General features: G+C 68.0%; 24 protein-coding genes, 1 tRNA gene and 1 riboswitch. Of the genes, 8 read left to right on the plus strand and 17 right to left on the minus strand.

The features are described from left to right. Positions 1-19 precede the first annotated feature (19 nt). The 17 genes from AC3A35_RS00460 to cobU form a co-directional block, all read right to left on the minus strand. Positions 20-688, minus strand: a complete 669-nt coding sequence (locus AC3A35_RS00460) for a CatB-related O-acetyltransferase (RefSeq protein WP_487433828.1) — start codon at positions 686-688, stop codon at positions 20-22. After that, a complete protein-coding gene (locus AC3A35_RS00465; RefSeq protein WP_487433829.1) occupies positions 678-1904 on the minus strand; it encodes an O-antigen ligase family protein in 1227 nt (408 codons plus the stop codon). The genes AC3A35_RS00460 and AC3A35_RS00465 overlap by 11 nt, the downstream gene beginning before the upstream one ends. Further along, positions 1901-2443: a toluene tolerance protein gene (locus AC3A35_RS00470; protein WP_487433830.1), complete on the minus strand. Its 543-nt coding sequence runs from the start codon at positions 2441-2443 to the stop codon at positions 1901-1903. The genes AC3A35_RS00465 and AC3A35_RS00470 overlap by 4 nt, the downstream gene beginning before the upstream one ends. Positions 2444-2523: 80 nt before the next feature. Beyond that, positions 2524-4593 (minus strand): LTA synthase family protein, encoded by a 2070-nt coding sequence (locus AC3A35_RS00475; RefSeq protein WP_487433831.1) that lies wholly within the window; start codon positions 4591-4593, stop codon positions 2524-2526. Between the two features lie 207 nt (positions 4594-4800). Beyond that, entirely contained in the window at positions 4801-6219 is a 1419-nt protein-coding gene (locus AC3A35_RS00480) for a lipopolysaccharide kinase InaA family protein (protein WP_487433832.1), read from the minus strand. Positions 6220-6269: 50 nt separating this feature from the next. Further along, the gene (locus AC3A35_RS00485; RefSeq protein WP_487433833.1) at positions 6270-7049 is read right to left on the minus strand and encodes a lipopolysaccharide kinase InaA family protein; all 780 of its coding nucleotides are present in this window, start codon (positions 7047-7049) and stop codon (positions 6270-6272) included. Positions 7050-7056: 7 nt separating this feature from the next. Continuing rightward, the gene (locus AC3A35_RS00490; protein WP_487433835.1) at positions 7057-7806 is read right to left on the minus strand and encodes a lipopolysaccharide kinase InaA family protein; all 750 of its coding nucleotides are present in this window, start codon (positions 7804-7806) and stop codon (positions 7057-7059) included. After that, positions 7803-8642, minus strand: coding sequence for a lipopolysaccharide core heptose(I) kinase RfaP (gene rfaP, locus AC3A35_RS00495; RefSeq protein WP_487433836.1), 840 nt, complete (start codon positions 8640-8642; stop codon positions 7803-7805). The genes AC3A35_RS00490 and rfaP overlap by 4 nt, the downstream gene beginning before the upstream one ends. Further along, positions 8639-9772, minus strand: coding sequence for a glycosyltransferase family 4 protein (locus AC3A35_RS00500; protein ID WP_487433837.1), 1134 nt, complete (start codon positions 9770-9772; stop codon positions 8639-8641). The genes rfaP and AC3A35_RS00500 overlap by 4 nt, the downstream gene beginning before the upstream one ends. After that, positions 9772-10899 carry a lipopolysaccharide heptosyltransferase I gene (waaC, locus tag AC3A35_RS00505; RefSeq protein ID WP_487433838.1) on the minus strand — a complete coding sequence of 376 codons (1128 nt, stop codon included), beginning with the start codon at positions 10897-10899 and terminating at the stop codon, positions 9772-9774. The genes AC3A35_RS00500 and waaC overlap by 1 nt, the downstream gene beginning before the upstream one ends. A gap of 7 nt (positions 10900-10906) precedes the next feature. Next, positions 10907-11944 (minus strand): lipopolysaccharide heptosyltransferase II, encoded by a 1038-nt coding sequence (gene waaF, locus AC3A35_RS00510; RefSeq protein ID WP_487433839.1) that lies wholly within the window; start codon positions 11942-11944, stop codon positions 10907-10909. 19 nt (positions 11945-11963) lie between these two features. Continuing rightward, positions 11964-12926, minus strand: coding sequence for an ADP-glyceromanno-heptose 6-epimerase (rfaD, locus tag AC3A35_RS00515; RefSeq protein ID WP_487433840.1), 963 nt, complete (start codon positions 12924-12926; stop codon positions 11964-11966). A 17-nt stretch (positions 12927-12943) separates the two neighbouring features. Then, the gene (gene rfaE1, locus AC3A35_RS00520) at positions 12944-13894 is read right to left on the minus strand and encodes a D-glycero-beta-D-manno-heptose-7-phosphate kinase (protein WP_487433841.1); all 951 of its coding nucleotides are present in this window, start codon (positions 13892-13894) and stop codon (positions 12944-12946) included. 168 nt (positions 13895-14062) lie between these two features. After that, positions 14063-14614 carry an alpha-ribazole phosphatase gene (gene cobC, locus AC3A35_RS00525; RefSeq protein ID WP_487433842.1) on the minus strand — a complete coding sequence of 184 codons (552 nt, stop codon included), beginning with the start codon at positions 14612-14614 and terminating at the stop codon, positions 14063-14065. Beyond that, positions 14599-15369 (minus strand): adenosylcobinamide-GDP ribazoletransferase, encoded by a 771-nt coding sequence (locus tag AC3A35_RS00530; protein WP_487433844.1) that lies wholly within the window; start codon positions 15367-15369, stop codon positions 14599-14601. Before AC3A35_RS00530 ends, cobC begins: the two co-directional genes overlap by 16 nt. A 7-nt stretch (positions 15370-15376) precedes the next feature. Continuing rightward, on the minus strand, positions 15377-16423 hold the full coding sequence (cobT, locus tag AC3A35_RS00535; RefSeq protein ID WP_487433845.1) for a nicotinate-nucleotide--dimethylbenzimidazole phosphoribosyltransferase: 1047 nt from the start codon (positions 16421-16423) through the stop codon (positions 15377-15379). Positions 16424-16477: 54 nt separating this feature from the next. After that, entirely contained in the window at positions 16478-17026 is a 549-nt protein-coding gene (cobU, locus tag AC3A35_RS00540) for a bifunctional adenosylcobinamide kinase/adenosylcobinamide-phosphate guanylyltransferase (protein ID WP_487433847.1), read from the minus strand. A gap of 66 nt (positions 17027-17092) precedes the next feature. Next, positions 17093-17329, plus strand: a riboswitch (cobalamin riboswitch). Positions 17330-17457: 128 nt separating this feature from the next. Here cobU and AC3A35_RS00545 point away from each other — a divergent pair. The 8 genes from AC3A35_RS00545 (at position 17458) to AC3A35_RS00580 (ending at position 25562) form a co-directional block, all read left to right on the plus strand. Then, complete coding sequence (locus tag AC3A35_RS00545; RefSeq protein ID WP_487433848.1) at positions 17458-19266, plus strand: TonB-dependent receptor domain-containing protein; 1809 nt, start codon at positions 17458-17460, stop codon at positions 19264-19266. 10 nt (positions 19267-19276) lie between these two features. Further along, the gene (locus tag AC3A35_RS00550) at positions 19277-21160 is read left to right on the plus strand and encodes a TonB-dependent receptor domain-containing protein (protein WP_487433849.1); all 1884 of its coding nucleotides are present in this window, start codon (positions 19277-19279) and stop codon (positions 21158-21160) included. Positions 21161-21190: 30 nt separating this feature from the next. Continuing rightward, a complete protein-coding gene (locus tag AC3A35_RS00555; RefSeq protein ID WP_487433850.1) occupies positions 21191-22171 on the plus strand; it encodes a FecCD family ABC transporter permease in 981 nt (326 codons plus the stop codon). A gap of 1 nt (position 22172) precedes the next feature. Further along, positions 22173-22973: an ABC transporter ATP-binding protein gene (locus AC3A35_RS00560; RefSeq protein ID WP_487433851.1), complete on the plus strand. Its 801-nt coding sequence runs from the start codon at positions 22173-22175 to the stop codon at positions 22971-22973. Positions 22974-22977: 4 nt separating this feature from the next. Further along, a complete protein-coding gene (locus tag AC3A35_RS00565) occupies positions 22978-23781 on the plus strand; it encodes an ABC transporter substrate-binding protein (protein ID WP_487433852.1) in 804 nt (267 codons plus the stop codon). 81 nt (positions 23782-23862) lie between these two features. Continuing rightward, positions 23863-24471, plus strand: a complete 609-nt coding sequence (gene cobO / locus AC3A35_RS00570; RefSeq protein ID WP_487433853.1) for a cob(I)yrinic acid a,c-diamide adenosyltransferase — start codon at positions 23863-23865, stop codon at positions 24469-24471. A 1-nt stretch (position 24472) separates the two neighbouring features. Continuing rightward, positions 24473-25318 (plus strand): uroporphyrinogen-III C-methyltransferase, encoded by an 846-nt coding sequence (cobA, locus tag AC3A35_RS00575; protein ID WP_487433854.1) that lies wholly within the window; start codon positions 24473-24475, stop codon positions 25316-25318. Positions 25319-25488: 170 nt separating this feature from the next. Beyond that, positions 25489-25562: transfer RNA gene (locus tag AC3A35_RS00580), tRNA-Gly, on the plus strand. Positions 25563-25628 lie beyond the last annotated feature (66 nt).

Genomic DNA, 25628 nt, shown 5'->3' on the forward strand with positions numbered 1-25628 from the left:
GCCGGATCCTGCTCCCGCCTCAGCCCCCGCTTTGCCGCGTGCGTTCGAGCCCGCCGGGGGGATCGTCCGGCGTCCGGTTGCGGGCATAGTCGAGAAAGCGCCCCACCTCCGCGGAGCACAGCAGGTGGACGATCTGCCGGATCTCGGTCTCGGGCCATGTCCACCACGCCGTGGCCTGCATTGCGATCCGGGTCGGTTCGTCGAAGCGCCAGCCGATGATGCGGGCAGGGTTGCCGGCGACGATCGCGTAGGGGGCGATGTCACGGGTGACGACCGCGCGCGCTGCGACCACGGCGCCGTCCCCGATCGTGACCCCGGACAGGATCAGGCAGCCGGACCCGAGCCAGACATCGTTGCCGATGCGGACCGATCCCCGGGTGGTGACGTGTCCGCCGACGTCGCGGGCTTCCTCGAGGTAGGCGGGGAAAGGGTAGGTGCTCACCCAGTCGGTGCGGTGGTTGCCGCCGAGAAACACGTGTACGTCGTCCGCGATCGAGGCATAGGCGCCGATCGACAGCGTGGTTCCCTGCGCCCAATCATGTACCTCGGGCATGCCGTAGGTTCCGACCCCGATCTCGAAGCCGGGATAGCGCTCGCGGAACCTGACCTGACCGCGGTAGAACCGGGGGACTTTCTTCTTCCGGAAACGCCGCTTCAGCGCCGCCAGGATGCCACCCTCAGCGCCCATCCGTGGTCGTCCTCAAAGTGGCGGCCGCAGCCAGTGCCATCGGGATCCAGATCAGGAACCAGTGCTCCTTCGGGCGCGAGAGGAAGGATCCGCCTTCGGTCATGCTGGCGGCGAAACCATAGACGATGGTGGCGGAGAGGGCGAACACGAGCGGATTCCTGCGGCGCTTCCAGCACGCGAGCAATGCGGTGACATAGAGCGCCGCCCACAGCGACAGTCCGGCCACGCCGCCCTGATAGAGCACCGACAGCGTCATGTTGTGCGGGTCCCAGAAGGCGTAGTTGATCCCTTCCACATGCACGCGCAGCGGGTGGTTGTAACCGTGGCCGAAGAACGGGAGTTCGCGCACCTGTCTGAACGCCTCGGCCCAGATCTCGGGTCGGTAGGATAGCCCGCGCTGTGCCACTGCCTCGGGCCAGACCGCGACGATCACCGCGGCGACAAGAATGAACAGCCCGCATGCAATGGCGCCGCGGCGGTTGCCCAGCAGCACGCCCATCCAGATGGTGGCTGCGGACAGGGCAAGCAGGGGCGTACGCGAGCCGGTGGCGAGAATCAGGGCGCCAAGTATCGTCACCGCCACGATGGCCTGCGGCAGCAGGAGCCGCTTCTGCTGGATCCAGTACGCGATCCACAGCACCAGGAAGAAGCCGAACACATGCGAGGTCAGCAAGGGGTTGTAGAGCGCGCCATAGCCGGTCAGACGTCCCGTGGTATTGGACAGATAGAACAGGACGAGGACGACGCTGGCGGCAAATACCGCGAGGACCGCGGACAGGCGCAGCACCTGTGCGAACCGGTCCGGGCGATAGCGCGCCACCCCGGTCATGGCCACGAACAGCAGCAGCACATAGAGCGGACGTTTGAGCAAGGACAGCGCGCTGTCTTCTGCTCCCGTCCAGGCGACGCTGACCGCGACGTAGGCGGCAAAGCACAGGACGGCGATGAAGATCGGGTTATGGATCAACGCCGCTCGAAGTTGCGGGGAAATCAGTGCCAGGACGAAGGCCGGCAGCGCGACCAGACCGTAGAACAATTGGTGGAAAAACTGCCGGTCACCGGCCCACATCATGCCGGTAAACAGGCACAGCATGCCGAGCGGCAGGATCTTGTCGGTGAGCTGGTCGACCGTCCGGGTGGGCCAGTCGGCGAGGGCAAGCGAACAGGACTCGCGTTCGCAGACCGTGCTTGCGACGGGAAGCGGGTCGGTTTTCATGTATCGAAGCTGGTCCAGTCAGGGCTCTGCATCAGCCATTCGCGATCCTCGCGATAGCGCAGCACATGTTTCATGTTTCGGCGCCGGCGAAAGGGGCCGAGTCGCAGCCAGGTGATCGTCAGATCGGAGATGTCGATCAGCCCGAGTCGATCGTCCGGGGTGAGCACGATGTTGCCCAGATGGGCCGAGCGAAAGAAGACCCCCAGCGAATGCAGCAGGTGGATGAAGCCGAGCAGTCTCGCCCGAAGCTGTGTCGCCCGGACATCGGGCATGCCGGCTGCGATCACTTGTCTGATCGTGTGGCCTTCGAGCGGATGATAGTGCACGGCATCACGGCCGATCGACGGAATGCGATAGTGCGTGATCACGGTCGGGCACGGGATGCCGATTCTGGCCAATGCCGCGGCGTTGTCCACAAAACGGCGGGCGTACGGTTTCCACGCCGCGGAGGTCAGCAGGCGTTTGCGGCGAAACAGCTTGAGATAGGTCCCGTCGGTCAGCAGCAGGACTTTGTCGCCATGTTCGTCCGCTTCGATCACGCGGGCGCCCGCACGCAGTTCCAGGTATCTGGAATGTTCCAGTATGCAAGGTGGCGTCCGGTTTTTCATGGGGCGAGATGTTAACCCGGATCAATGGCGGCCGCTCCGCGTTCCTTCCTGATGTTGTCGTGCATCATGAAACGGGCGGCCTCATGCAGGCCGCGGGCGAGCCTCGACAGGCGCGCGAATTCGTCCGGGTTGGCGCCGGCGACGTCGTTGAGCGGGTCGCTTGCCGCCAGATCGTGCATCGTTGCCTGGCTGCCGTCCGCGTTCATCCGCACAAAGTGGGTGCGGGTGACTGCGCCGATCAGCGGGAACGGACCTTCGCGCATGATCACAGGTACGGCACGTTCGCCCTCGGGGGCGGGCAGTTGCAGGTCGCGCCCCATGGCGGAGGTCTCGTAGCTCAGGCCGAGCATGCCGGCCACGGTCGGCATCAGGTCCACCAGGCTGGCCGCTTCGTCGATTTCCCTGGGCTGGAGCAGTTTCGGTGCGTGGATCAGGGCGTGCACGTGGGTGCTCTCGAGATTGAGCTGCTCGAACGCCGGCGGCATGAAGGGCAGGGTCGAGATGCGGCCGTTATGGTCGCCGAAGAGCACGAAAATGGTGTTGTCGTAGTAGCCGCTCTTGCGTGCCATTTCAATGAAACGCCCGACATTGTGGTCGAGCAGGCGGACTGCGTTGAACTGCGCGGTGCTCTGGAATCCGGCGGCTTCGGCCTCGGCTTCCGGAATCGTGCTGGTGACGAAGCCGTCGTTGTCTTCCGGGATGGTGTATGGACGGTGGTTGCCCGCTGTCTGTATGTAGGCGAAGAACGGCCCCTTCTTTGCCTGTTCGCGCAGAATGGCGTCGGTTTCGCGGAACAGGTTGAGGTCGGAGATGCCCCACACGTCATCGTTGGGCGCGGTCCAGTGGTCTTCCTGGTAGAGCTTGACGTTGTCGATGCTGCCCAGGATCAGCGCATTCATGTTCGCCCAGCCGGCGCTGCCACCGATCGCGTAGATCTTCTCGTAGCCCTCGAGGGCGTTGATCACCGTGCGCTGGTTGCTGATGAACGGGTTGCGGGTGGCACTTTCGCTGCGTGCGGCATCCGGGATGCCGGTGATGCTTGCCCACACCGTCTTGGCGGTGCCCGACACCGGGACGTGGAGGTTGCGGAACAGCCAGCCTTCGCGTGCCAGTGCGTCGAGCCTCGGGGTGGGGTCGAGCGGGTTGCCGTACAGGGCCGAGCGGCTCGCGCCCAGCGATTCCAGCATGATGAAGATGACGTTGGGCGGACGCGTGGTGTTCAGGCGATGGGGCTGCGGCCCCACCGTGCGCGCCATCGACAGCGTTGCCGGGTCCGGCTGCGCCACCGACAGGTAGCTGACGAGGGTGTCGTAGTGACGGCGCAGTTCGGCAAGGTCGTATTGTTCCACCGGGATGCGGTGGGTGTCGTAGACGAACACCACCGGGTTGAGCCCGAGCGCGCCGACCGCCGTGTTGCCGGAGAAGAACGCATCGCTCCAGCGCAGGGGGACCGGGTTTTCGACGTTGATGTGATCGACTCGCCCGAGCATGCCGAGGAGGCCCACAACGACGATCGCGGTGACGCCGGCGATCGCTGCAGGCAGGCCAATCGCCCGCGCCGGCGGACGGTCCAGGGTCGCCTTCGCCGCCCTCGACAACAGCACGATGAATGCTGCCGACAGGGCCAGCCAGCCCAGCGTGATCCACACCACGGGATAGCTCTCCCACATCATCCGCGCCGAGATGTCGGTGTTGCCGATGAAACGGAACACCGTGGCGCTCAGGCGCTGGCCCAGATAGGAGTAGTGCCCGAAGTCGAGGACGTAGACCAGCAGCACGGCGAGGGTGACCAGCGCGAGATAGAGGCCGGTCAGCGTCCGCGTCACCTTGCTGCGCAGCAGGTTGACCCGTGGCAGGGCGGCCGCGATCGCGACCGGCAGCATCAGCAGCAGCGCAAGGCGCAGATCGAAGCGCAAGCCGATCGACAGTGTCTGCAGGACAACACCCGTACGTTCGGCGGCTACCGCCGCATGATCGGCGAAGCCAATCAGGAAGGCGACGCGCAGGGCTGCAAAGAGGGCGAAAAAGAGTGCCACGCCGGCGCCGAGAAAGCGGATCCGGCGCGAGTGCAGAAAGGACATGCAATAACCCTGTGTGCAGAATGTAGGCGCATGAGAATAACCGGAATCGAAGGCCGAGTTAACCGAGTGTCGCGAGCGCGCAATAGTATGCGGCGCACGGGGTGCGGCCGGGGGGCGCGAAGCCCGATGCCGTTGTTGTTGTCCGCGGCCGGCATCGACTCCGGCGCGCGGCCTGCACCGGCGTCGTCGAACGGCGGCCGGGGGTGCTCAGACCGCAGGCAGGTGTTCGTCCAGCCAGCGATGCAGCGCGCTTCCCGCCGGCCAGTTGCGTAACAGACGCTTACGATCGCGTTGCCATGCGCGCCTGTGCGCGGCCGCGCTGCGGTGCTGACGCATGGCGTCCAGATCGATCACCGTGATCTCGCCGTTATCCCAGAGCAGGTTGGTCGCCTTCAGGTCGCCGTGGCTGATCCGTTGGCGATGCAGGGTGGCGAACAGGGTCTGCAGCGCGGCCGCCACGGCTAGCGGCGGTTCCCGCTCGGGGTCGAGGTGCGCGAGCAGATCCTGGCCCGGGCAGTATTCCGTGATCAGCCACGCCCGGCCGCGGAGCGGGCCCCAGCGTTCCTCGATCAGGGCCAGCGGCGCCGGGGTGGCAATGCCGAACAGGCGCAGGCGGTGGGCTTCGCGCCACGAATGCCAGCCGCGGCTGGGGCGCCACAGCCGGGACAGGCCGTGGCGCAGACTCTTCAGGTTGTAGCGTTTGAGCACCACGCTGCGGCCGCCGACTTCGGCCCGTGCCACCGTGCACGTGTTGCCGCGCTTGAGCGTGGTGCCGGCTTCCATCCAGCGGTCAGGGTCGTCGAGCAGTGGTCCGAGGGCGGCGGTTTCGGTGCGGACCACCGCTTCAAAACGATGAAAGCGCGTCGATACCCTGAACAGCGAGCAGTCGCGGCCGGTCTTGTCCAGGAAGTCGCGCAGGCGCCAGCTCCGCTCGGCTTTCAGGGCTGCGCTCAGGGTCGGTGTTGCGGGCAGCCCCGGATTGGTCGCGCGATAGGCATCGAGCAACGGTTCGAGGTGTCCGTCCCAGGTGAGCGGGAGCTGCGCGATCAGCATGGCGAGGTCGCGCGCGGCGGGCACTTGCGTCAATGGCCTTGGCCCGTGGTCGCGTACGGCGTCGCCATCGATCAGCAGCAAGCTGTCGCCATGACGCAGGAAGTTGCCCAGGTGCAGGTCGTCGTGGCTGAGGCCGGCGGCATGAACCCGGCCGAGCAGGGCGAATGCCGGGGCGAGCAGGGCGACCGCGGCCGCATCGCCGGGCCGCGCCGGGTGGGCCAGGGTGCGCCAGTCTTCGAGCAGCGTCGTCGCGCGGTCGAGGAAGCGGGTCAGCAGGACATGCCCGCCCGCAGGCAGGGGGGCGGCAAGGACCAGCGGCGGCGTGTTCACCCCGGCCCGTTCGAGCGCCACGATGCCGCGATGTTCGCGCGCCCAGTGGCGGGCGCTGCTGCGGTCGATGAACAGCTTGGCCAGCATCGCGATCCCGTCGAGGCGAGCCTCGCCGACCACACGCTTGCCCGGAAGCACCCGCAGCACACGCAGTACGAGGAGCTCGCGCCCGCCCTCGAGACGGATGCGGAACGGCGCCGGCGGGGTGCGTCCGGCGGCACGGAGGGCGGCGGCGTCGACCATGGGGCTGTGCCCTTGGGTCGCCTCCGCGGGCGGGGGGGAGGGGTGGGCGCTCATCGGCGTGCTGTCTTGCGGATTTCGCGCTTGATCACCGCGTGCGCCAGTTGCCTGGTCGGGCCGTCCATTTTGTGCACGGCGGCATAGCCGAGGAGGAAGCGCAGGCGCTCGCCGGCACGGGGGCCGTGACTGTGGCGGTTGAGGGTGTCGAGGTCACGTACGCGATCGCCGGTGCCAAGGCCGAACCGCCGCGTCTTCTCGAGATCGATCAGGCGGGCGGCAGGCCCGGTGGCGGACGAATCCGGCGGACGGACGAAGATGTGCTTCGGGTACAGACAGTTGTGCAGTATGCCGGCACCGTGCAGGCTGCGGATCAGGGCCGCGGTCTGGTCGATAAGATAACGCCGGGTCGCGCGCGGGAGGACGGGCCAGTCGCGCAGCCAGGCGTCGAGCGGGCGGTAGTCGTCGAGCGCGCGGGTGACAAGGATGGCGCAGGCCTTGCCCCCGATCCGGCGCTGACTGAAGTAGGCCGCCTCCAGGGCGGGCACGCCGTTCCTTTCGTACTGGCGGATGTTGCGGAACTCGCGCGCAAAGGTGGCTTCGCCGAGCGGATGGCGCAGGCTGCGGCTGAGATGGTCGACCTGGCGTTTGAGATAGAAGGCGTGGACCTGCCCCTGTTCGTCCGCCAGTTCGATCCGGCTGACGCTGCTCCAGCCGCCGCGACCGGTGTTGGGCAGGTCGACCGAGGCGAGTTCCAGCGCCCACAGGGTGCTGAACTCGGCCAGTCGGTGACGGGTGAGCAGGGCGCGGAAATCGTCGGCAATATAGTCTTTCACACCGACCTCACTCGCGTCCTTCGAAAAACCCGACGATGCTGCCGATGCGCTGCTTGTCCAGCGCGCCGAGGCGCGGCTTCTGCGCGTAGTCGAGGTAGAAGCGCAGGCGCCGGGTGCGGCTGAGATGGTATTTGGCGACCTTGTCCAGGCAGGCCAGATCCTTGACGATGCGGTAGCGCAGGAAGGGGCCCCACCAGAATTCGCCCGACGGACAGTCGATCAGATAGAGGGTCGGGGTCGGTCCGTTGTCCACCAGCAGGTTGCGCCACTTCAGGTCGTTGTGGGTGAAGTGGTGCGCATGCATCGTGCGCGTGATCCGGGCAAGCTGGTGCGACACCACGGACACCCAGCGCGGGTCGGAAAGGCGCGGGTCCTTGTGCATGGCGAGCTGGTTGAGGTCGGTGGTATCGCTCAGTTCGGCGGTGATCATGGCGCCGCGCCAGAACTCGCCGGCCTTGCGCTGCAGGCCCCAGCCGACCAGCGTCGCGGTGGGAATCCCCCATGCCGCGAAATGCTGCAGGTTCTCCCATTCGGCCTGTACCCGCGGCCGCCCCAGCCAGCGGCGCAGCGGATTCTTGCCCGCACCGTGATAGCGCTTGACGTAGTAGCGACGGCCGCCGACCGTCACCCGCAGCACCTGGCTGAGCGGGGCGCTCGCGATCGACTCGCCGTCGAGCGCAAAGACCGCTTCGAGCGACGCGAAGCTGCGCCGTGCGGCGTCGTCGAGTGCCGCTTCGTCGAGCGTCCAGTCGGTCATCGTTGCAGGGCCGGACGGTGGGCGAACTTGCGCTCGAAGCGACGCTTGAGCCGTGCGGCCTCGCGCTCCAGGTGTTCCAGCAGGCGCGCCTCGCGACGCAGCGTGTCACGCAGGGGGGCGGGGAAATAGGCGCGCAGGAAGCGCAATCGGTCGCGGCGGGTGAGGCCGATGTCGAGCGCCGAAAAATACAGTGCGGCAAGGTCCTTGTCGCGCCAGCGTCGCGGCGTGCTTGTCCGCAGCTGGGCGCGATGCAGGTCGATCAGCGCCAGCCGGGGCACGTCCGGCGCCGGTCCCGGCGTCTGGTGCAGCAGAAAATGGCACAGATAGAAGTCGCGGTGGTTGATGCCGCCTGCGTGCATGCGGCGGGCGATCGAGGCGACTTCCGCGATCAGTGCGCGCTTGAGCGCGGGCGACGGTGGCCGCTCGCGCCAGTCGCGGGTGAACACGTCGAGGTCGACGGCGGGCTCGATCGCCTCGGTGACGAGAAAGGATAGGCGTCGGGCCGGCCCCGCGCCGCGCTCGCCGTAGGCGACCGCGGTCATCGTCGGCACGCCGATCGCGTGGCAGGCCCGGATTGCGCGCCACTCGTTGCCGGCGCCCAGTACCGGCACGCGCAGGTGGATCAATTCCTCGGCAATCCGTCCCCAGCCGACCCCGCTCTGCAGCTTGAGGTAATAGCCGCGGCCGTCGACCTCGAAGCGCAGCGTGCGCCGTCCTTCGAGGTCGCGCACCAGGTCGCCGTTGGCGGCCCGGTCCGCGAGCTCGGCCGCCGCGGCGAACGGGTCGCGCCCGGCCCACATCGCTGCCAGTGGCGGTTCGAGCTCGAGCCGGTTCATCCGTGCTGCCCCACGATCACATCGGCAGCATGTTCGGGCAGGCTGTAGAGGTCGGCGCTGTCGGCAAACACGAGGGCGTTGTGTTGCCAGCAGCTGCGTGCCTCCGGGTTGGCGAGCATGGCCGCGAGGGCATCGTTCAGTGCCGCCTGCTTGAACGGTTCGGCCACGATATCGCCGGCGTCGGCATCGGTGATGTAATGGGCGTAACCGCAGGCGGCCGTGGCCAGCACGGGCAGGCCGGCCACCAGCGCCTCGAGCAGCACCGTGCCGGTATTCTCGTGGCGGGCCGGGTGCAGCAGGAGGTCGGCGGCAAGCAGGAAATCGGGAACATCCTTGCGCCCACCCGGAAAGAACACCCGCTCGCCGATTCCCAGCCGGCCGGCCTGGGCGATGAACGGCGCCGGATCGTCGGCGCCGATTGCAACCAGGCGGGTACGGCGTTTGAGCGGCTCGGGCAGGGCGGCCATCGCCTCGATGCTGCGATCCAGCCCCTTGCGCTGGAAATCAGAGCCGATCTGCACCAGCAGCAGGTCGCCACTATGCAGATCGAATTCGGTCGCAAAGCGGGTGCGCGCCGCGGTGCGCAGTTCGGCGGCATTGGCCGGCGCCCTGCGGTCGGGAGCGATCCCGGGCGGCAACAGGTGAAAGCGCCGTGCGGGGGTGCCGTAGTGACGCTTGAACAGGGGTTGCTGGGTGGTCGAGATCATCAGGATCTCGGTGTGGTTTTCGGGCCCGAACACGGCCTGTTCGTAGGCCGCAAAGTGGCGATAGCGCGGGCTGTAACGGTACAGCGGCTTGCGCAGGGTGCGCGCTTTTTCCTCGAAGCACGGATCGGCGGCGTAATAGACATCGAGCCCCGGCATCTTGTTGAAGCCGATCAGGCGGTCGGCCGGGCGGTGGGCGAGGTCGGCCCGGACCCAGGCGGTAAACTTCGCATAGCGGCGATGGTTGAAGACCGACTGCACCGGCACCTTGATCAGCTCGAATCCCGCCGGAATCTCGCCCTCCCATTCGAGCGCATAGACCCGGATTGCATGACCGCGCGCCTGACAGGCGAGCGCGATGCGCAGGAAGTCCCGCTGCAGGCCGCCGAACGGGAAGTACTTGTACAGGCAGAATGCAAGTTGCATCAGACGGGCGTCCTCGGAGGAGTGGCGTGCTGGGTGAGCAAGGCTTCGAGTTCGGCCCACACCCTGGGCGGGGCGAGCCGGGTGAAGCACAGCGGCTGTTCGGTGGCGAGGTCGAAGCGGCTGCGCTCTTCAGCGGTCGGTGTGTGGCTGCAGACCTTCTTCAGGCACGGCGCGCAGCCGAAATCCGCTGCGAGGTGGACCTGCCTGCGTCCCCAGGCGCCGGTGAAGCCGGGGTTGGTGGGGCCGAACAGCGACAGCGTGGGCACATCGAGGGCGGCCGCGAGGTGGCCCAGGCCGGTGTCGACCGCCACGCAGGCGCTGGCTTCGGCGAGTTCGGCGGCGAGGTCGGTGAGGGTCAGCCGGGGCAGGATGCTGGCGCCGGGAATGCCGGCGACGATGCGCTCCGCGCGCTCGCGCTCGGTCAGGCTGCCCCATGGCACTCTGACCTGCCAGCCATGCGCGCTCGCCCGTTCGGCGAGCTGGCGCCAGTAGATCGCGGGCCAGTGTTTGGTGGCCCAGGTGGTGCCGTGCAGGAACACGAGGTAGGGCGCACTGGTGTCCGGTTGGTGCGCCGCGGTGGCGAGGACCCGCGCATGGTCGAGGCCGTAGGCGGCGGCGCCGGCCTCCGCAGCCCCGTCGCGTTCGCCGCTGGCCTCGGCGGGCAGGGCATAGCCGAGCGAGAGGGCGAACAGCTCGCGCACCCGCAACACCGCGTGACGGCCCCAGGGCACGGCATGGCGATGGTGATAGAACAGGCTGGCGAGCGGCTCGCGCGCGGACTGCCAGTCCAGCCCATGGATCGGGCAGCATGCATGGCGGCCGAGCCAGGCACTCTTGAGCAGGCCCTGGGCATCGATCACCAGATCGTAGTCGGTGGTCGACACCACCTGCCGGAAAGCCCGCCATTCGCCGCTCTTGCGCGCCTTGAGCGGGTGCTTGCGCCAGCGCCGCACGGCGACCGGGATCACCCGCTCGACCGCCGGATGCCACGATGGAATCTCGGAGAAGGCTTCTTCCACCACCCAGTCGAAGCGGATGCCGGGGAACACCCGGGTTGCATCGGTCAGTGCCGGGAGGGTGTGAATGACATCGCCCAGCGACGAGGTCTTGATGATCAGTACCCGCATCGCCGGCTCAGGTTCCGGTGCCGGCGGTGATATGCGGGGTGCCGACGCCGAGGGTGGCGAGGGCGTGCACCACGCTCGCCGGGGTGATATCGACCAGGCAGCGGGTATGACCGAGCGGGCAGGTGCGCTCGAAGCACGGCGAGCACTCGAGGCGCAGGTCGCGGATCGACACCCTCGACGACAGCGGCGGCGTGTGTTCGGGGCTGGATGATCCGTAGATCGCCACCAGCGGGACGTCGAGCGCGGCGGCGACGTGCATCAGGCCGGAATCGTTGGTCACCGCCGCAGCGGCGAGCGCGAGCAGGTCCACCGCGTCGCCCAGCTCGGTCCGACCGGCGAGGTTATGCACCCCGGGATTGCCGGCGGCGATCGTCTCGGCTGCGTCATGATCCTTGGGGCCACCCATCACCCACACCTGGTAACCGCGATCCACCAGTTCGCGGCCAAGCGCGGCGAAGTGCGGCAGCGGCCACTGCTTGGCCGGACCATATTCCGCGCCGGGCATGAAAGCCACCGCCGCGCGGTCGGTGGCGAGGCCGAGGCGCTGGCGCAGGCCGGCCTGGTTGTCGGGGTCGGCGAGCAGGCGCGGATAGGGGAAGGGCTCGGGCAGCGGGGCGCCGGCCGGACGTCCGAGGGCGACGAAGCGCTGCACCGTCATCGGCAGCGCGCGCTTGTCGAGCACGCGCAGATCGTTGAGCAGGCCATAGCGCATCTCACCGCGAAAGCCGGTGCGGCGCGGAATGCCGGCGAAGAGGGGGGCGAGCGCGGACTTCAGCGAGCCGGGCAACACGATGGCTTGGTCATAGCCTTCGGCTGCGAGCGTCCGCCCCAGGCGCCAGCGCGCCCCCAGACCGAACTCGCCGTGGCCGAGCGGCATCGCCACCCCGCGCCGGACCTCGGGCATGCGGGCGAGGATGGGCAGCGACCAGCCCGGCGCAAGCACGTCGATCGCGCACTCTCCGCCGCGCTTGAGAGTCATGAACAGGCTCTGGGCCATGACCATGTCACCCACCCACGACGGACCGACCACCAGGATCTTGCGCATCGAATTGGCGTCCACGGATTCAGTCGCGGCTGGCGAGCCAGTCGAGGTAGCGCGGCACGCCGGCCTCGACGTCCATGAACGGGCGGTCGTAGCCGGCGCTGCGCAGCGCGCTCATGTCGGCCTCGGTAAAGCTCTGGTAGCGGCCCTTCAGGTGATCGGGGAAGGGGATGTAGTCGATGCCGCCGCCCTCCTCGCCGCGGGCGCGGTACCACTTGATCGCGGCGCGGGCGACCTCGTTGAAGCTCTGCGCCCGGCCGGTGCCGAGGTTGTAGATGCCACGGACCTGCGGATTGTCGAGCAGCCACAGGTTGACCGCGACGATGTCGTCGACATGGATGAAATCGCGCCGCTGCTCGCCCGGACCATAGCCGTCGGAGCCTTCGAACAGCCGCACCCGGCCGGCCTCGTCGAGCTGCCGGTTGAAGTGGAAGGCGACGCTCGCCATGCTGCCCTTGTGCTGCTCGCGCGGACCATAGACGTTGAAGTAGCGCAGGCCGACCACCTGGCTGGGCAGAGCGGCCAGTTGCGGGCGCAGATGGCAGTCGAACAGGAACTTGGAGTAGGCGTACATGTTGAGCGGCTTCTCGAACCGGCGCTCTTCGCGAAAGTTCGGACCCATGCCGTAGACCGAGGCCGACGACGCGTAGATCAGCGGAATCCGGCGTTCCACGCACCAGGCCAGCAGGGTCTTGGTGTACTCGTAGTTCACCTTCATCACGAAGCGGCCGTCCCACTCGGTGGTGGAGGAGCAGGCGCCCTCGTGGAACACGGCCTCGACGGTGCCGAAATCCTCGCCAGCCTGGAGCCGGCCGAGGAAGTCGTCCTTGTCCATGTAGTCGCGGATGTCGACGTCCGCGAGGTTGAGGCACTTGCGTCCGTCGGTGAGATCGTCCACCACCAGGATGTCGGTGAAGCCGCGGGCGTTGAGCCCATGCACGATGTTGCTGCCGATGAAGCCGGCGCCGCCGGTGACGATGATCATGCGAACTCCTTGTTCAATCAATGAGTGGCAGCCAGTGCCGTCGCGAGTTCCGCGAGGCTGACCGCGGCGGTGCCGAGCTTGCCGACCACGATACCGGCAGCCAGGTTGGCCAGTGCGGTGGCGTCGGCCAGCGACAGTCCGCACGCGAGTCCGGCGCCGAGTACCGCGACCACGGTGTCGCCGGCGCCGGTGACGTCGAACACGTCGCGGGCGCGGGTCGGCAGGTCGAGCGCCGGATGGCCCTGTTGCAGCAGGGTCATGCCGCGTTCCGAGCGGGTGATCAACAGCGCGTCGAGGTCGAGCGCCTCACGCAGCGCCTCGCCGCGCTCCCGTACCATGGCTTCGTCGCCGCAGTGGCCGACCACGGCCTCGAATTCGGTCATGTTCGGGGTGATCACGGTGGCACCGCAATAGCGTCCGAAATCGGTTCCTTTCGGGTCGACCACGATCGGCAGCGCGCGTTCGCGGGCGACGCGGATCAGGCTGCCGACCTGCGACAGCGTGCCCTTGCCGTAATCCGACAGGACCACCGCGCCCGTTCCCGGCAGTGCCAGTTCGAAGGCCTGCTCGATCCCGGCCGATTCGAGCATGGCAAAGTTGTCCTCGAAGTCGAGCCGGATCAATTGCTGATGACGGCTGATGATGCGCAGTTTGGTGATGGTCGGGTGCTGTGGGGCTTCGAGCAACCGGCAGTTCACGCGCCCGCTCTCGAGTTGCTCGCGCAGCAGGCGCGCCTGTTCGTCACGTCCGACCAGCCCGACCAGCTCGACGCTCGCCCCCAGCGAGGCGGCGTTGAGCGCGACGTTGCCCGCCCCGCCGGCGCGGTATTCGTCGTTCTCCACCTTGACCACCGGCACCGGCGCTTCCGGCGAGATGCGCGTGGTCGAGCCGTGCCAGTAGCGATCGAGCATGACATCGCCGACGATGACGAGGCGGCCGGCAGAGAAGTCGGGCAGGGAGATGGGCATGTAGGCGCGGCAAAGCGTTGGAAAGGCGGCGATTATCCCACGAAGGGCGCGAGGCGAGGACAGCGACCGCGTTGTCGTCGACACGCGGCCGGTGGCGGCGGGCGCGGTCGGTGACGAGGGCGGGCGTTGCACTTCGGGTCCAGGGCGGTTCGGGCCCCGGCCGGGCGGCTAGCGATTGAACCACCTGAGGGTCACGCCCCAGGCCTCGACATCGAGCCGTGTGACCTGGCCGCAGGCGAAGTCCAGTCCCAGCCAGCGCTCGGCCGGCAGGCCGAGAAGGTGGCCGGCGAGCGCGCGCAGCGGGCCGCCGTGGGCGACGATCACCACCGGGTCGACGGGGTCGGCGGTGCGCAGTTCGTCCAGCCACTGCAACACCCGTGCCGACATGTCGCGCGCGGACTCGCCGCCCGGGGCCCGGAATCCAACGGGATCGCGGGCCCACTCGTCGATCGCCGCGCCGATGTCGTCGAAGCGGCGACCTTCCCAGTCGCCGAAGCTGATTTCCTGCAATCGCGGATCGAGCTGCGGGGTGCCGAGCGCTTCGGCGAGCAGGCGGGCGCGGGCAAGCGGGCTGGCATGCAAGGCGAAGCGCGCCGGCAGCAGCGGGCGCAGGCGGTCGGCGACCGCCGCTGCGGATTCCGCGAGGCCGACATCGGACTGACCGTAACACACGCCGGGCGGCACATCCGGCCGGGGATGACGAATCAGATGGAGTTCCATGCGACCAGGATGCCGAGATAGCAGGCGAGTTCGGTGACCTGCTGGGTGGCGCCGAGGAGGTCGCCGGTGTAGCCGCCGAGCCGGCGCAGGAACACGCGCGCGGCCCATGCGGTGACCGCGATCGTCGCTCCCGTGGCGCACAGCGCCTCCAGCGGTGCGAGCAGCGCCAGCGGCAAGAGCCCGAAGGCGCCGGCGATGGCGAGCTCCGGGGCGCTCAGGCGGCGGGCGAGCGGCTTCGACTTGGAGCTCTCGTCGTCGCGCACATAGGGCAGCAGGTGGATCAGGCTGGTCGAGGCCAGGCGCGACAGCGGATGCGCCACGAGCAATGCCACCGCCACCGCGGGGTCGCCGTGAGCGCCCAGCTCGATCAGCGCCACCATCTTGGCCGCCAGCATCAGCACCATGCCGACCGTGCCGTAGCTGCCGATCCGCGAATCCTTCATGATCGTCAGCACCTGCGCCCTGCTCCAGCCGCCGCCGAGGCCGTCGCAGCTGTCGGCCCAGCCATCCTCGTGAAAGGCGCCGGTGGCACGGATGGTGACCGCCATCGACAGGATCACCGCCAGTGCGGCGGGCAGCAGCAGCGCGAGCGCAAGATAGCTGAGCGCGCCGATCGCGCCCACCACCCAGCCCACCAGCGGGAAATAGCGCGCGGCGTGATTGAGCCGTTCCGGCGACCACGGCACCCAGGCCGGCACCGGCAAGCGGGTGAAGAAGCCGAGCGCGGTGAAGAAGAGTTCGAGCTGGTAGCGCATCGGGAGCTCAGGCCTTGCCGCTGACCCCCGCCGATTCGAAGCTCGCCATCTCGCCGAGGAAGTTGACTGCGGCCTGTACCAGCGGGAAGGCGAGCGCGGCGCCGGTGCCTTCGCCCAGGCGCAGGTCGAGTTCCATCAGCGGCTCGACTCCGAGGTGGGCGAGTTGCAGGGTGTGGCCGGGCTCCTTCGAGCGGTGGGCGAACACGCAATAGGGCAGGATGTCCGGCGCGATGCGCTGGGCTACAAGCAGCGCGGCGGTGACGATGAAGCCGTCGATCAGCAGCACCATGCGCTTTTCCGCGGCGCCGAGCATGGCGCCGGCCATCATCGCGATTTCGAAACCGCCGTATTCGGCAAGTGCGGCGAGCGGGTCGGCCGGGCGGCCGCCGCGGGTCAGCGCCTGCTCCAGCAAGGCCAGCTTGCGCGCGAGCCCGGCATCGTCCAGACCGGTGCCGCGGCCGGTGACGATGGCGAGGTCGGCGCCGCCGGTGGTGCCGATCAGGCAGTGGGTCAGCAGCGAGGCGGCGGCGGTGTTGCCGATGCCCATCTCGCCGAAGCCGACGCAGTTGCAGCCGTTGGCGGCGAGCGCATAAGCCAGTTCGCGGCCGCGGGCGAGCGCGGCGTCGCGCACTTCGGCCGCCATCGCCGGCTGCTCCAGGTAGTTGGCGGTGCCGGGGCCCATCTTGGCGCCGATCAACCCGGGGCGCTGGCCGAAATCGTGATTGACGCCGGCGTCGATCACGGTGAGTCCGAGTCCGAGCTGGCGGCTGAACACGTTGATCGCGGCGCCGCCGGCAAGAAAGTTCTCCACCATCTGCCAGGTCACGTCCTGCGGGAAGGCCGACACCCCGGCGCGGGCCGCGCCATGGTCGCCGGCAAACACCATGATGTGCGGCTGGCGCAGTTCGGGGGCGAGGGTGTGCTGGATCAGGCCGATCTGCAGCGCCAGCGCCTCGAGGCGTCCGAGGGCGCCAGGCGGTTTGGTCTTCTGGTCGATCTTGTGTTGCAGCGAGCTGGCAAGGGCGTGGTCGGGAGCGCTGATCCGGAAGTGCATGGCTGTCCTGCGAGGGCGGTGAGAGGCGGGCGCGGCGGATGGTAGCACGGCGGGTCAGCCGCCCTTCAGCATCAGCGGCAGGCCGGCGGCAACGAAAACCACCCGTGGGCATGCGGCCGCGATCGCCTGGTTGAGGCGTCCGGCCTCGTCGCGGAACAGGCGGCCGAGCGCACTGTCTGGCACCAGTCCGAGGCCGACTTCATTGGCGACCAACAGGATTCTGCCGGGCAAGGTCGGCAGGGCAGCGAGCAGGGCGTCGCGTTCGCGGCCGAACAGCGGCAAGGCATCGGCGGTGGCGGCGGGGGGCAGCTTCTCGGCGCCGGTGAGAAGGTTGCACAACCACAATGTGAGGCAGTCCACGATCACGCAGCGATCGGCTGCGGCCTCGCGGCGCAGCGCCGCGGCCAGTGCGACCGGGGTCTCGACGGTGCGCCACTGCCGCGGACGGTCCGCCTGGTGGCGACGGATGCGGCTGGCCATCTCCTCGTCACCGGCTTCCGCGGTGGCGATCACGGTGACGGCGAGGCCCGATTCACGTGCGCGCTGTTCGGCATGGCGGCTCTTGCCGGAGCGGGCGCCGCCGAGGATGAGTTCGCAGGTCATTGGTGGTATCGATTTTGCAGTGCACGACAAGGCCGGACACGGTATCATCCGCCCCCACTGCCCCGAAAGGGGTAGCGCGTTTGTGGTGCCCGGAGGCGGTTCTCGCCCGAGGGTTAAACGGGAAACAGGTGAGCGTCGCTTCTGGCGCGCAATGCCTGTGCTGCCCCCGCAACGGTAAGTGAGCGTAAGGCGCATCGAAAAGCCACTGGGTGTCGTTTGCCCGGGAAGGCGATGCGTCGGGTCCGGTCGATTCTGACCGGCACCGCTCATGAGCCCGGATACCGGCCCAAATGCGAAATGGCGGATGTGTCGCGGGGTGGCGACGACGGGTGCAGGCGGCTTGCGGCTCTCTTCGGTTCTCTCCCTGGCATGTCCTTGGCAATCGCTTCACGCGGTGCGGGGACGCAAACCGTGGGGCCGGGAGAAAATCAGTGAGAATCCGTGTTTCTTGTGCCGCACTCGCGGCAGCGATGGTCGTGCCCCTGCAGGCAGCGGCCGAAACCGAACTGGACAATGTCGTCGTTACCGCCAGCCGTCAGCAACAGCGTGCCGATGAGGCCCTTTTCAGTATCGACGTGATCGGGCGCGAGCAGATCGAGCGCGCCGGGCACAGCACGCTCATCGAACTCCTGGCCTCGCAGGCCGGTATCCAGGTAAGCAGTACGGGTGGCCCGGGTGCAAACACGGGTGTATTCATCCGTGGCGCCAATTCCGGGCATACGCTGGTGCTCATCGATGGCATGCGGGTCGGTTCCGCCACCACCGGACAACCCTCGCTGGAGGTGATTCCGACCGCCCTCATCGAGCGCATCGAGATCCTGCGCGGACCGGCGAGCGCGCTTTATGGTTCGGACGCGATCGGCGGCGTGATCCAGATCTTCACGCGCAAGGGCGAAGCGGGCTTCCATCCGAGTGTCCGTGTCGGTGCCGGCACCGAGCGCACCTATACGCTCGGCGCGTCCCTCGCCGGAGGGGAAGAGCGCTTGCGCTACAGCCTGTCGGCGGGACGCGACCGGACCGATGGCTTCAATGCTCGTCCGCAGGTCTCTACCGCAGCGGACCTCGATCGCGACGGTTTCCACAACGACTACCTGAGCGCTTCGGCTGCGCTGGGCCTGCGCGAGGACGACGAGCTCGGGCTCACGCTGTTTCATTCCGAGGGGCGCAACTGGTTCGACGCCGATCAGCCGTTCAACTCCTATGTGGACAAGGGCCTGGACAGCGCGGGTGTCTACCTGCGCAACAAGCTCGCGGACGCGTGGATCAGTACGCTGCGCCTCGGCACTAGCGAAGACCGCTCGCACACCCGGTCCACGTCGGCGCCGGCCGACCGGTTCGACACGGTGCAGACCCAGTTCATGTGGCAGAACGACATCGCCGTGGGGGGCGGTTCGCTGCTCGCAGCTTATGAGCACCTCGAGCAGCGCATCGATACCACGGGCACCTTCGAGCGCGACCGGCGCCTGGTGAATTCGGCCTTGATCGGATGGGGCGGACAGTTCGACAAGCATCACCTGCAAATCAACGCCCGTCACGATGACAACTCGCAGTTCGGCGGCAAGACGACGGGTCTGATCGCCTACGGCTACCAGTTTCTGCCACAGTGGAAGGTACGTGGCAGCGTCGGGACCGCATTCAAGGCGCCGACCTTCAACGACCTGTATTTCCCGCTCGCCTGTTTCCCTCCGTTCGGCTGTTTCGGCGGCAATCCGGACCTGAAGCCCGAGGAGTCTCTCAATCGCGAGCTTGGCGTGGTCTGGGAGCACGACCGGTTCAGCACGCATGCGACCTACTACGACAACAGGGTGGAGAACCTCATCCAGTGGGGCAACACGCCAGAGAACGTCGGCAAGGCCAGGCTGAAGGGGGTGGAGTGGGGCGCGAGCGCCATGGTGTTCGATTACCGAGTGCGGGCGACGATCGATCTGCTCGATGCGAAAGACGAGGACACCGGTGAACGACTCATCCGGCGGGCGAAACGCAGCGCATCGCTGGGGATCGACCGCAACATCGGAAAATGGACCTGGGGTGTGGAGTGGCGCGGGCAGAGCGCACGCGAAGACGGGCAGCGTCTGAGCGGGTACGGCATCGTCAACGCCTGGCTCCATCACGCCTTGACGCCCGAACTGCGGCTCGAGTTGCGGGCGAACAACGTGTTCGACAAGGAGTATCAGCTTGCCCGCGGGTTCTCCACGGCGGGGGCCAGCGCTTTCATCGCCGTTCGTTACGCGCCGCGCTAGGTGTTCACTCATGATCCCTATTCGCTATTCGATGCTCTGCGCGAGCTTTGCGGCGGCCGTGCCCCTGTCCATTTCCGCTGCTTCCGCGTCTGACGAGCCGGCCCTCGAGTCGGTCGTGGTCACCGCCACCCGTCAGCGTCAGCGCGCAGAAGACAGTCTTGCGAGCGTCCAGGTGCTGGAGCGCGAGGACATTCAGCGCGCCGGGCACTCTTCCCTGATCGAGGTGCTGCGGGCGCTGCCCGGCGTGCAGGTCAGCGCCAACGGGGGGCCGGGCTCCAATTCGAATGTCTTCATTCGCGGCGCGGAGGCACGTCACACCCTGCTACTGATCGACGGGCTCCGGATCGGTTCGGCAAGCTCGGGCGCGCCGACCCTCGAGAGCATTCCACTCGGGATGATCGACCGGATCGAGATCCTGCGCGGGCCGGCCAGCGCCTTGTACGGCTCGGAGGCCATCGGCGGCGTGATCCAGGTGTTCACCCGCAAGGGCGAGGCGGGCTTCCACCCCGAGGTCTTCGCCGGCTACGGGACGGACGACAGCTTCCAGGGCTCGATCAACCTGGCGGGCGGCATCGAGCGTTTGCGTTACAGCCTGAGCGCGGGCAGGGAGCGCACCGACGGCTTCAACTCGAAGCGGGATCCGGCCTATTGGGTCAGCCCCAGCAACCCCAATCGGACATCGTACTGGGACGATGATGACGGCTTCCGCAACGACTACATGAGTGGTTCGCTGGCGCTCGGCTTCCGGGACCAGGATGAAGTCGGCGTCAGCTTTCTGCAATCGGACGGTCGCAACCGCTACGACGCTTCCGCACTGAGCTACTTCGACTCCTATCTCGACAAGAAGTCGAATTCGGCAAACGCATACATGCGCAATGTCCTGTTCGCGGGCTGGACCAGCACCCTTCGTCTCGGCCAGAGCGAGGACAGGTCGCTCAACAAGGCGAGCAGCGCCGAACCGGGCCGCTTCGATACCCGGCAGGATCAGCTGGTATGGCAGCATGACATCGGCCTGCCGGTCGGCAGCCTGATGCTGGCCTACGAGTACGTCGAGAGCAAGTTGAACAGTACGACGACCTACCGCAAGGACAGCCGCAGGGTGAATTCCGCCGTGCTCGGCTGGTCCGCGCGGATCGATGCCCATCACCTGCAGCTCAATGCCCGCCACGACGACAACTCCCAGTTCGGAGGCAAGACCACCGGTCTGCTTGCCTACGGCTACGACCTGAGCGGCGCATGGCGTGTGCACGGCAGCGTGGCCACGGCGTTCAATGCGCCGACTTTCAATCAGCTGTACTGGCCCCTGACCTCGCTGACCAGCTACCATGGCAACCCCGATCTCAAACCGGAGCAGGCACTCAACCGTGAGCTTGGAGTCCGGTGGAATCAGGGTGCGCAAATGCTCGAACTGACCTACTTCAACAACCGGGTGAAGGATCTCATTTCGAGCAACCCGGTCTCCGCGCTCAGGGGGCAGCAGGTCAACGTTGGCGAAGCCCGTCTCGAGGGAGTGGAGATCGGTTATTTCCTGGCGCTTGGCGCGTTCAATCTGGCGGCCGGACTCGACTACCTCGATGCCAAGGACGAGATCAACCGGCGGCGCCTGCCCCGACGGGCCCGGACGGCTGGTTTTGTGCGGCTCGACCATGCTGCCGACAAGCTGAACTGGGGGGTGGAGGTGAATGCCTCCAGCCGCCGCTACGACGATGCCGCGAATGCCGTGGAGCTTCACGGCTACGGTCTGCTCAATGCCTATGCACACTATCGTTTTGCCCCGGATTGGCGGCTTGAGCTGCGCGCCAACAACCTCCTCGATCAGGACTACGAACTTGCGCGCGGCTATCGCACGCCCGGCGCCAACCTGTTTGTCGGTGTCCGCTTTGCGCCGCGCTGATCCCGGCTGCAAGCGGCGGACCGGCGACGCATGACGCGCGGCGGGCGGGCCGCGGCCGTGATCGCTGCGCTGGTCGTGACCGGCGTGGCGGTCTTTGCCTGGGCGCTGTCCGCCGGCAATCTGCCGATCTCGCCTGCCGAGGTCGCCGGCGCCCTGTTCGGCAACGAGGTCGGCATGGCCGCCAATGTGGTGCGTGAGCTGCGCCTGCCGCGCGCGGTGGCGACCCTGGTCTGCGGCGGACTGCTGGCGACCGCCGGCGCGCTGATGCAGGTGCTGTTGCGCAATCCGCTCGCCGACCCCTACATCCTCGGAATCTCGGGCGGCGCGGCGGTCGGCGCGCTGTCGGCGATCTCGCTCGGGGTTGCGACCTTCTGGGTCGATGCGGGGGCCTTTGCGGGCGCGTTGGGTGCGATGGCGCTGGTGTTCGGGCTGGCGCACGGCGACGGCAGCTGGACCCAGACCCGGCTGCTGCTGACCGGGGTCATCGTCGCCGCCGGCTGCGGCGCGACAGTGATGCTGATGCTGGCGCTGGCGCCGGACACCCGGGTGCAGTCGATGCTGTTCTGGCTGATGGGCGATGCCAGCGGCGCAGCCCGCCCGTGGCCGGCGCTCGTCGTGCTGCTGGCCGGACTGGTGGCGATCCTGCCCTTCGCGCGCGATCTCAACGTGCTCGCGCGCGGCGAAATGACCGCGCGCGCGCTCGGCGTCAGCGTGCACCGCCTGCGCCGGGTGCTGTATGTACTGGCTTCGCTGCTCACCGCGGTGGCGGTGACGCTGGTCGGCTCGGTGGGCTTCGTCGGGCTGATCGTGCCGCACCTGGTGCGGCTCGCGCTCGGCAACGACCAGCGCATCCTGCTGCCGGTGGCGGCGCTGGCCGGTGGCATCCTGCTCACCGTGGCCGATACCCTGGCGCGCACGGTGATGGCTCCGCAGCAACTGCCGGTGGGGGTGCTTACCGCGCTGATCGGAGTGCCGGTGTTCCTGTTCCTGCTTGCGCGTCACCCCCGCTGACATGGATGCCGCCGCAATGCTACCGGTCGATGTCGATGTACCACTGCTCGAGGCCGAGCGCCTGGCGCTACAGGTCGGCGAGCGCTGGCTGTGCTGCGAGTTCAGCCTGAGCCTGGCGGCCGGCGAGTGTCTGGTGCTGCTCGGCCCCAACGGCGCAGGCAAGACCACGCTGCTGCACACGCTGGGCGGGCTGCGCGAACCGAGCGTGGGCGCGGTGCGGATCGGCGGCATGCCCTATGCGGCGTGGTCGGCGCTCGACGCCGCGCGCTTTCGCGGCGTGCTGCCGCAGCAGCAACCGGATCACTTTGCCGCCTCGGTGCTCGAAACCGTGCTCATCGGCCGTCACCCGCACCTCGGGCGCTGGGGCTGGGAGGGCGAGGACGACGAGCAAGCCGCCCGCGCCGCGCTCGCCGACGTGGGGCTGACCGGCCTCGAACACCGCGACATCCTCACCCTGTCCGGCGGGGAGCGCCAGCGGGTGGCAGTGGCGGCGCTGCTGGCGCAGGCGCCGCAGCTGTTCCTGCTCGACGAGCCGCTCAATCATCTCGATCTGCGCTACCAGATCGCGGTGCTCGACCTCTTCCGCAGCCTGACCACCCGGCGCCGCGGTGTGGTCATGGTATTGCACGACATCAACCTGGCCGCGCGCTACGCCGATCACGTCATCCTGCTCGACGGCCGCGGCGGGGTGCTGGCCGGCGACCGCGACACCGTGCTGCAGGCCGACCGCCTCAGCGACGCCTTCGGCCATCCCCTGCGGCGTTACGTGCTCGATGGCCGCGTCACCTTCTTGCCGGACTGATCCCATGAACACCAAGATCCGCAGCCTGCTCGGCTGCCTGTTGCTGACTCTCGCCTTGCCGGCTGCGGCGGCTTGCCCGCGCATCGTCACCCAGTCGCCGTATCTGACCGCGGCACTCGAATGGCTGGGGCGCGGCGAGTGCATCGTCGGTGTATCGCGCTACGACCTCACGCGTGCGGAACTGCCGCGTACCGGTGGGGTGAAGGATCCCGACGCGCTGGCGATCGACCTGCTCGATCCCGACCTGGTGCTCGTTTCGCGCGCCACCGACGCGGCGGTCCTGGGTGCAGACCTGAGCCCGCCGGCGCGGGTGGTCCAGGTCGACGGCTTCGAGTCGATGGCCGGTGCCGAGGCCATGTTGCGCGAACTGGCGCGGACGTCGGCGGCGCCCGGCGGCGCGGCCAGGGTCGATGCCTTCGCCCGCGACTGGCGTGCCGCCGCCGCGGCGGTCGGTGGTGGTGGCCGCCGCGCGCTGGTGCTGTCGGCGTGTTCCGCCTCGCCCTATTCGTTCGGCCGCGGGCATGTGGTGGGGGACCTGTTCGCGCATGCCGGCTTCGACGTGGTCGAAACCGCGCCGCGCATCCGTCACCTGCGTGAGGGAGAGGAAATCCCCGACCTCCTCTCCGCGGTCGAGCGTCTCAAGCCGGACGTGGTCATCTCGCTCCACCGTGTCACCGCCGAGCACTGCAATGCGCAACTCGGGATGCTGCCGGTGCGGCTGGTGATGGTGACCGGTGAACATTTCTTCCAGCCCGGGCCGGACATGCTGAAGGGGCTGGCCGAGCTCGCGGAGCAGATGAAACCCTGAGTTCGACCCCGGCGCGCAACGTCTTGCGGGTGCCGCCATGCGCGCTGCAGATTCGATCCCTTACTGACAGAGAAAGCAAAAATGACTGAGAACAGCGAAAAAGACGAACGCCACAATGCCCGCATGGCGCGCAAGAAGGAGGTGATCGACCACAAGGTTGCCGCCGCGCAGACCGAGCGCGGCGTCCTGCTGGTCAACACCGGCAACGGCAAGGGCAAGTCCAGCGCCGGCTTCGGCCTGGTCGCGCGGGCGCTGGGGCATGGCATGAAGGTGGGGGTGGTGCAGTTCATCAAGGGCCGTTCCGACACCGGCGAGGAGGCCTTCTTCCGCCGCCAGCCGGCGGTGAGCTGGCATGTGATGGGCGAGGGCTTCACCTGGGAAACCCAGGACCGCGCGCGCGATGTGGCCACCGCCGAGGCCGCCTGGGCACAGGCCTGCAAATTCCTGGGCGACCCCGCGATCGGCCTGGTCGTGCTCGATGAACTCAACATTGCGCTCAAGTACCGCTATCTTGACGTTAACCAGGTGGTGGCCGACCTGCTGGCGCGTCCGCAGGCGCAGCATGTGGTCGTCACCGGCCGTGCGGCACCGCCCGAACTGGTCGCAGCCGCCGATACCGTGACCGACATGACGTCGGTCAAGCACGCGTTTGCCGCCGGCATCAAGGCGATGGCCGGCATGGAGTGGTGAGATGAGTGTGCCCGTTCTGCCCGGCGTCCGTCCGGGGCCGCAGCCCGGCCATGTCTACCTCGTCGGTGCCGGGCCGGGTGACCCGGAACTGCTGACCCTGCGCGGGGCCCGTCTGGTGGAGGGCGCCGATGTGGTGGTCTATGACAACCTCGTCAGTCCGGCGATCGTCGGCCTCGCGCCGGTCGCCGCCGAACGCATCTACGTCGGCAAGAAGGCGGCCGATCACACCTTGCCGCAGGACCGGATCAACCATCTGCTCGTGCGCCTGGCACGCGAGGGCAAGCGGGTCGTACGTCTGAAGGGCGGAGATCCGTTCATCTTCGGCCGTGGTGGCGAGGAGATGGAGGTGCTGGTGGCTGCCGGCGTCACCGTCGAGGTGGTACCCGGAGTCACCGCGGCAGCGGGCATCGCCGCCTACGCGGGCATTCCGCTGACGCATCGCGATCATGCGCAGTCGGTGATCTTCACCACCGGTTTTCTCAAGGACGGTGCACTCGACCTCGACTGGGCAATGCTCGCGCGGCCGCGACAGACGCTGGTGATCTACATGGGGATCTCACGGCTGGCGGAGATCTGCGGCCAGCTGGTCGCCCACGGCCTGGCGCCGACGACCCCCGCCGGCGTGATCGAGCGCGGCACGACCGATGCGCAGCGCGTGGTCACCGCCGATCTGGCGACCCTGACCGATCGTGTCCATGAAGCCGGCGTCCGTCCGCCGGCCCTGACCATCGTCGGCGGCGTGGTCGGACTGTATCCGCGGCTGGCATGGTTCGAGCCGAAGACAGACAGCGAAGCTCCCCACCCGCCGCACGCGGGCTGTACCGTAGTCCATCAGCCGGAGCGTTGAGCGTTCGCGGCGATGACGCGCGTGCCGGGCTGCAGCGCGGGGCAGGGTTGCCTTGCTCGCGCCTGCGCGTTTCGATCCGCGTCGGATGTCCATTGCCGTCATTGCACCCGGCGCGCTCCGCCATTAGAATGGCGCCCTGTCCTGCAGAGCTCTTCGGCTGCTGCCATCGAGCGGGCGTCGTATAACGGCATTACCTGAGCTTCCCAAGCTCATGACGAGGGTTCGACTCCCTTCGCCCGCTCCACCCCACCTCCGTGTCACCATTCATTGGCGCGGGCCGTCCTCCACCGGAGCACGCCCGATCGGCGCC

It is taken from the genome of Azoarcus sp. Soil_N_20, from assembly GCF_057656155.1.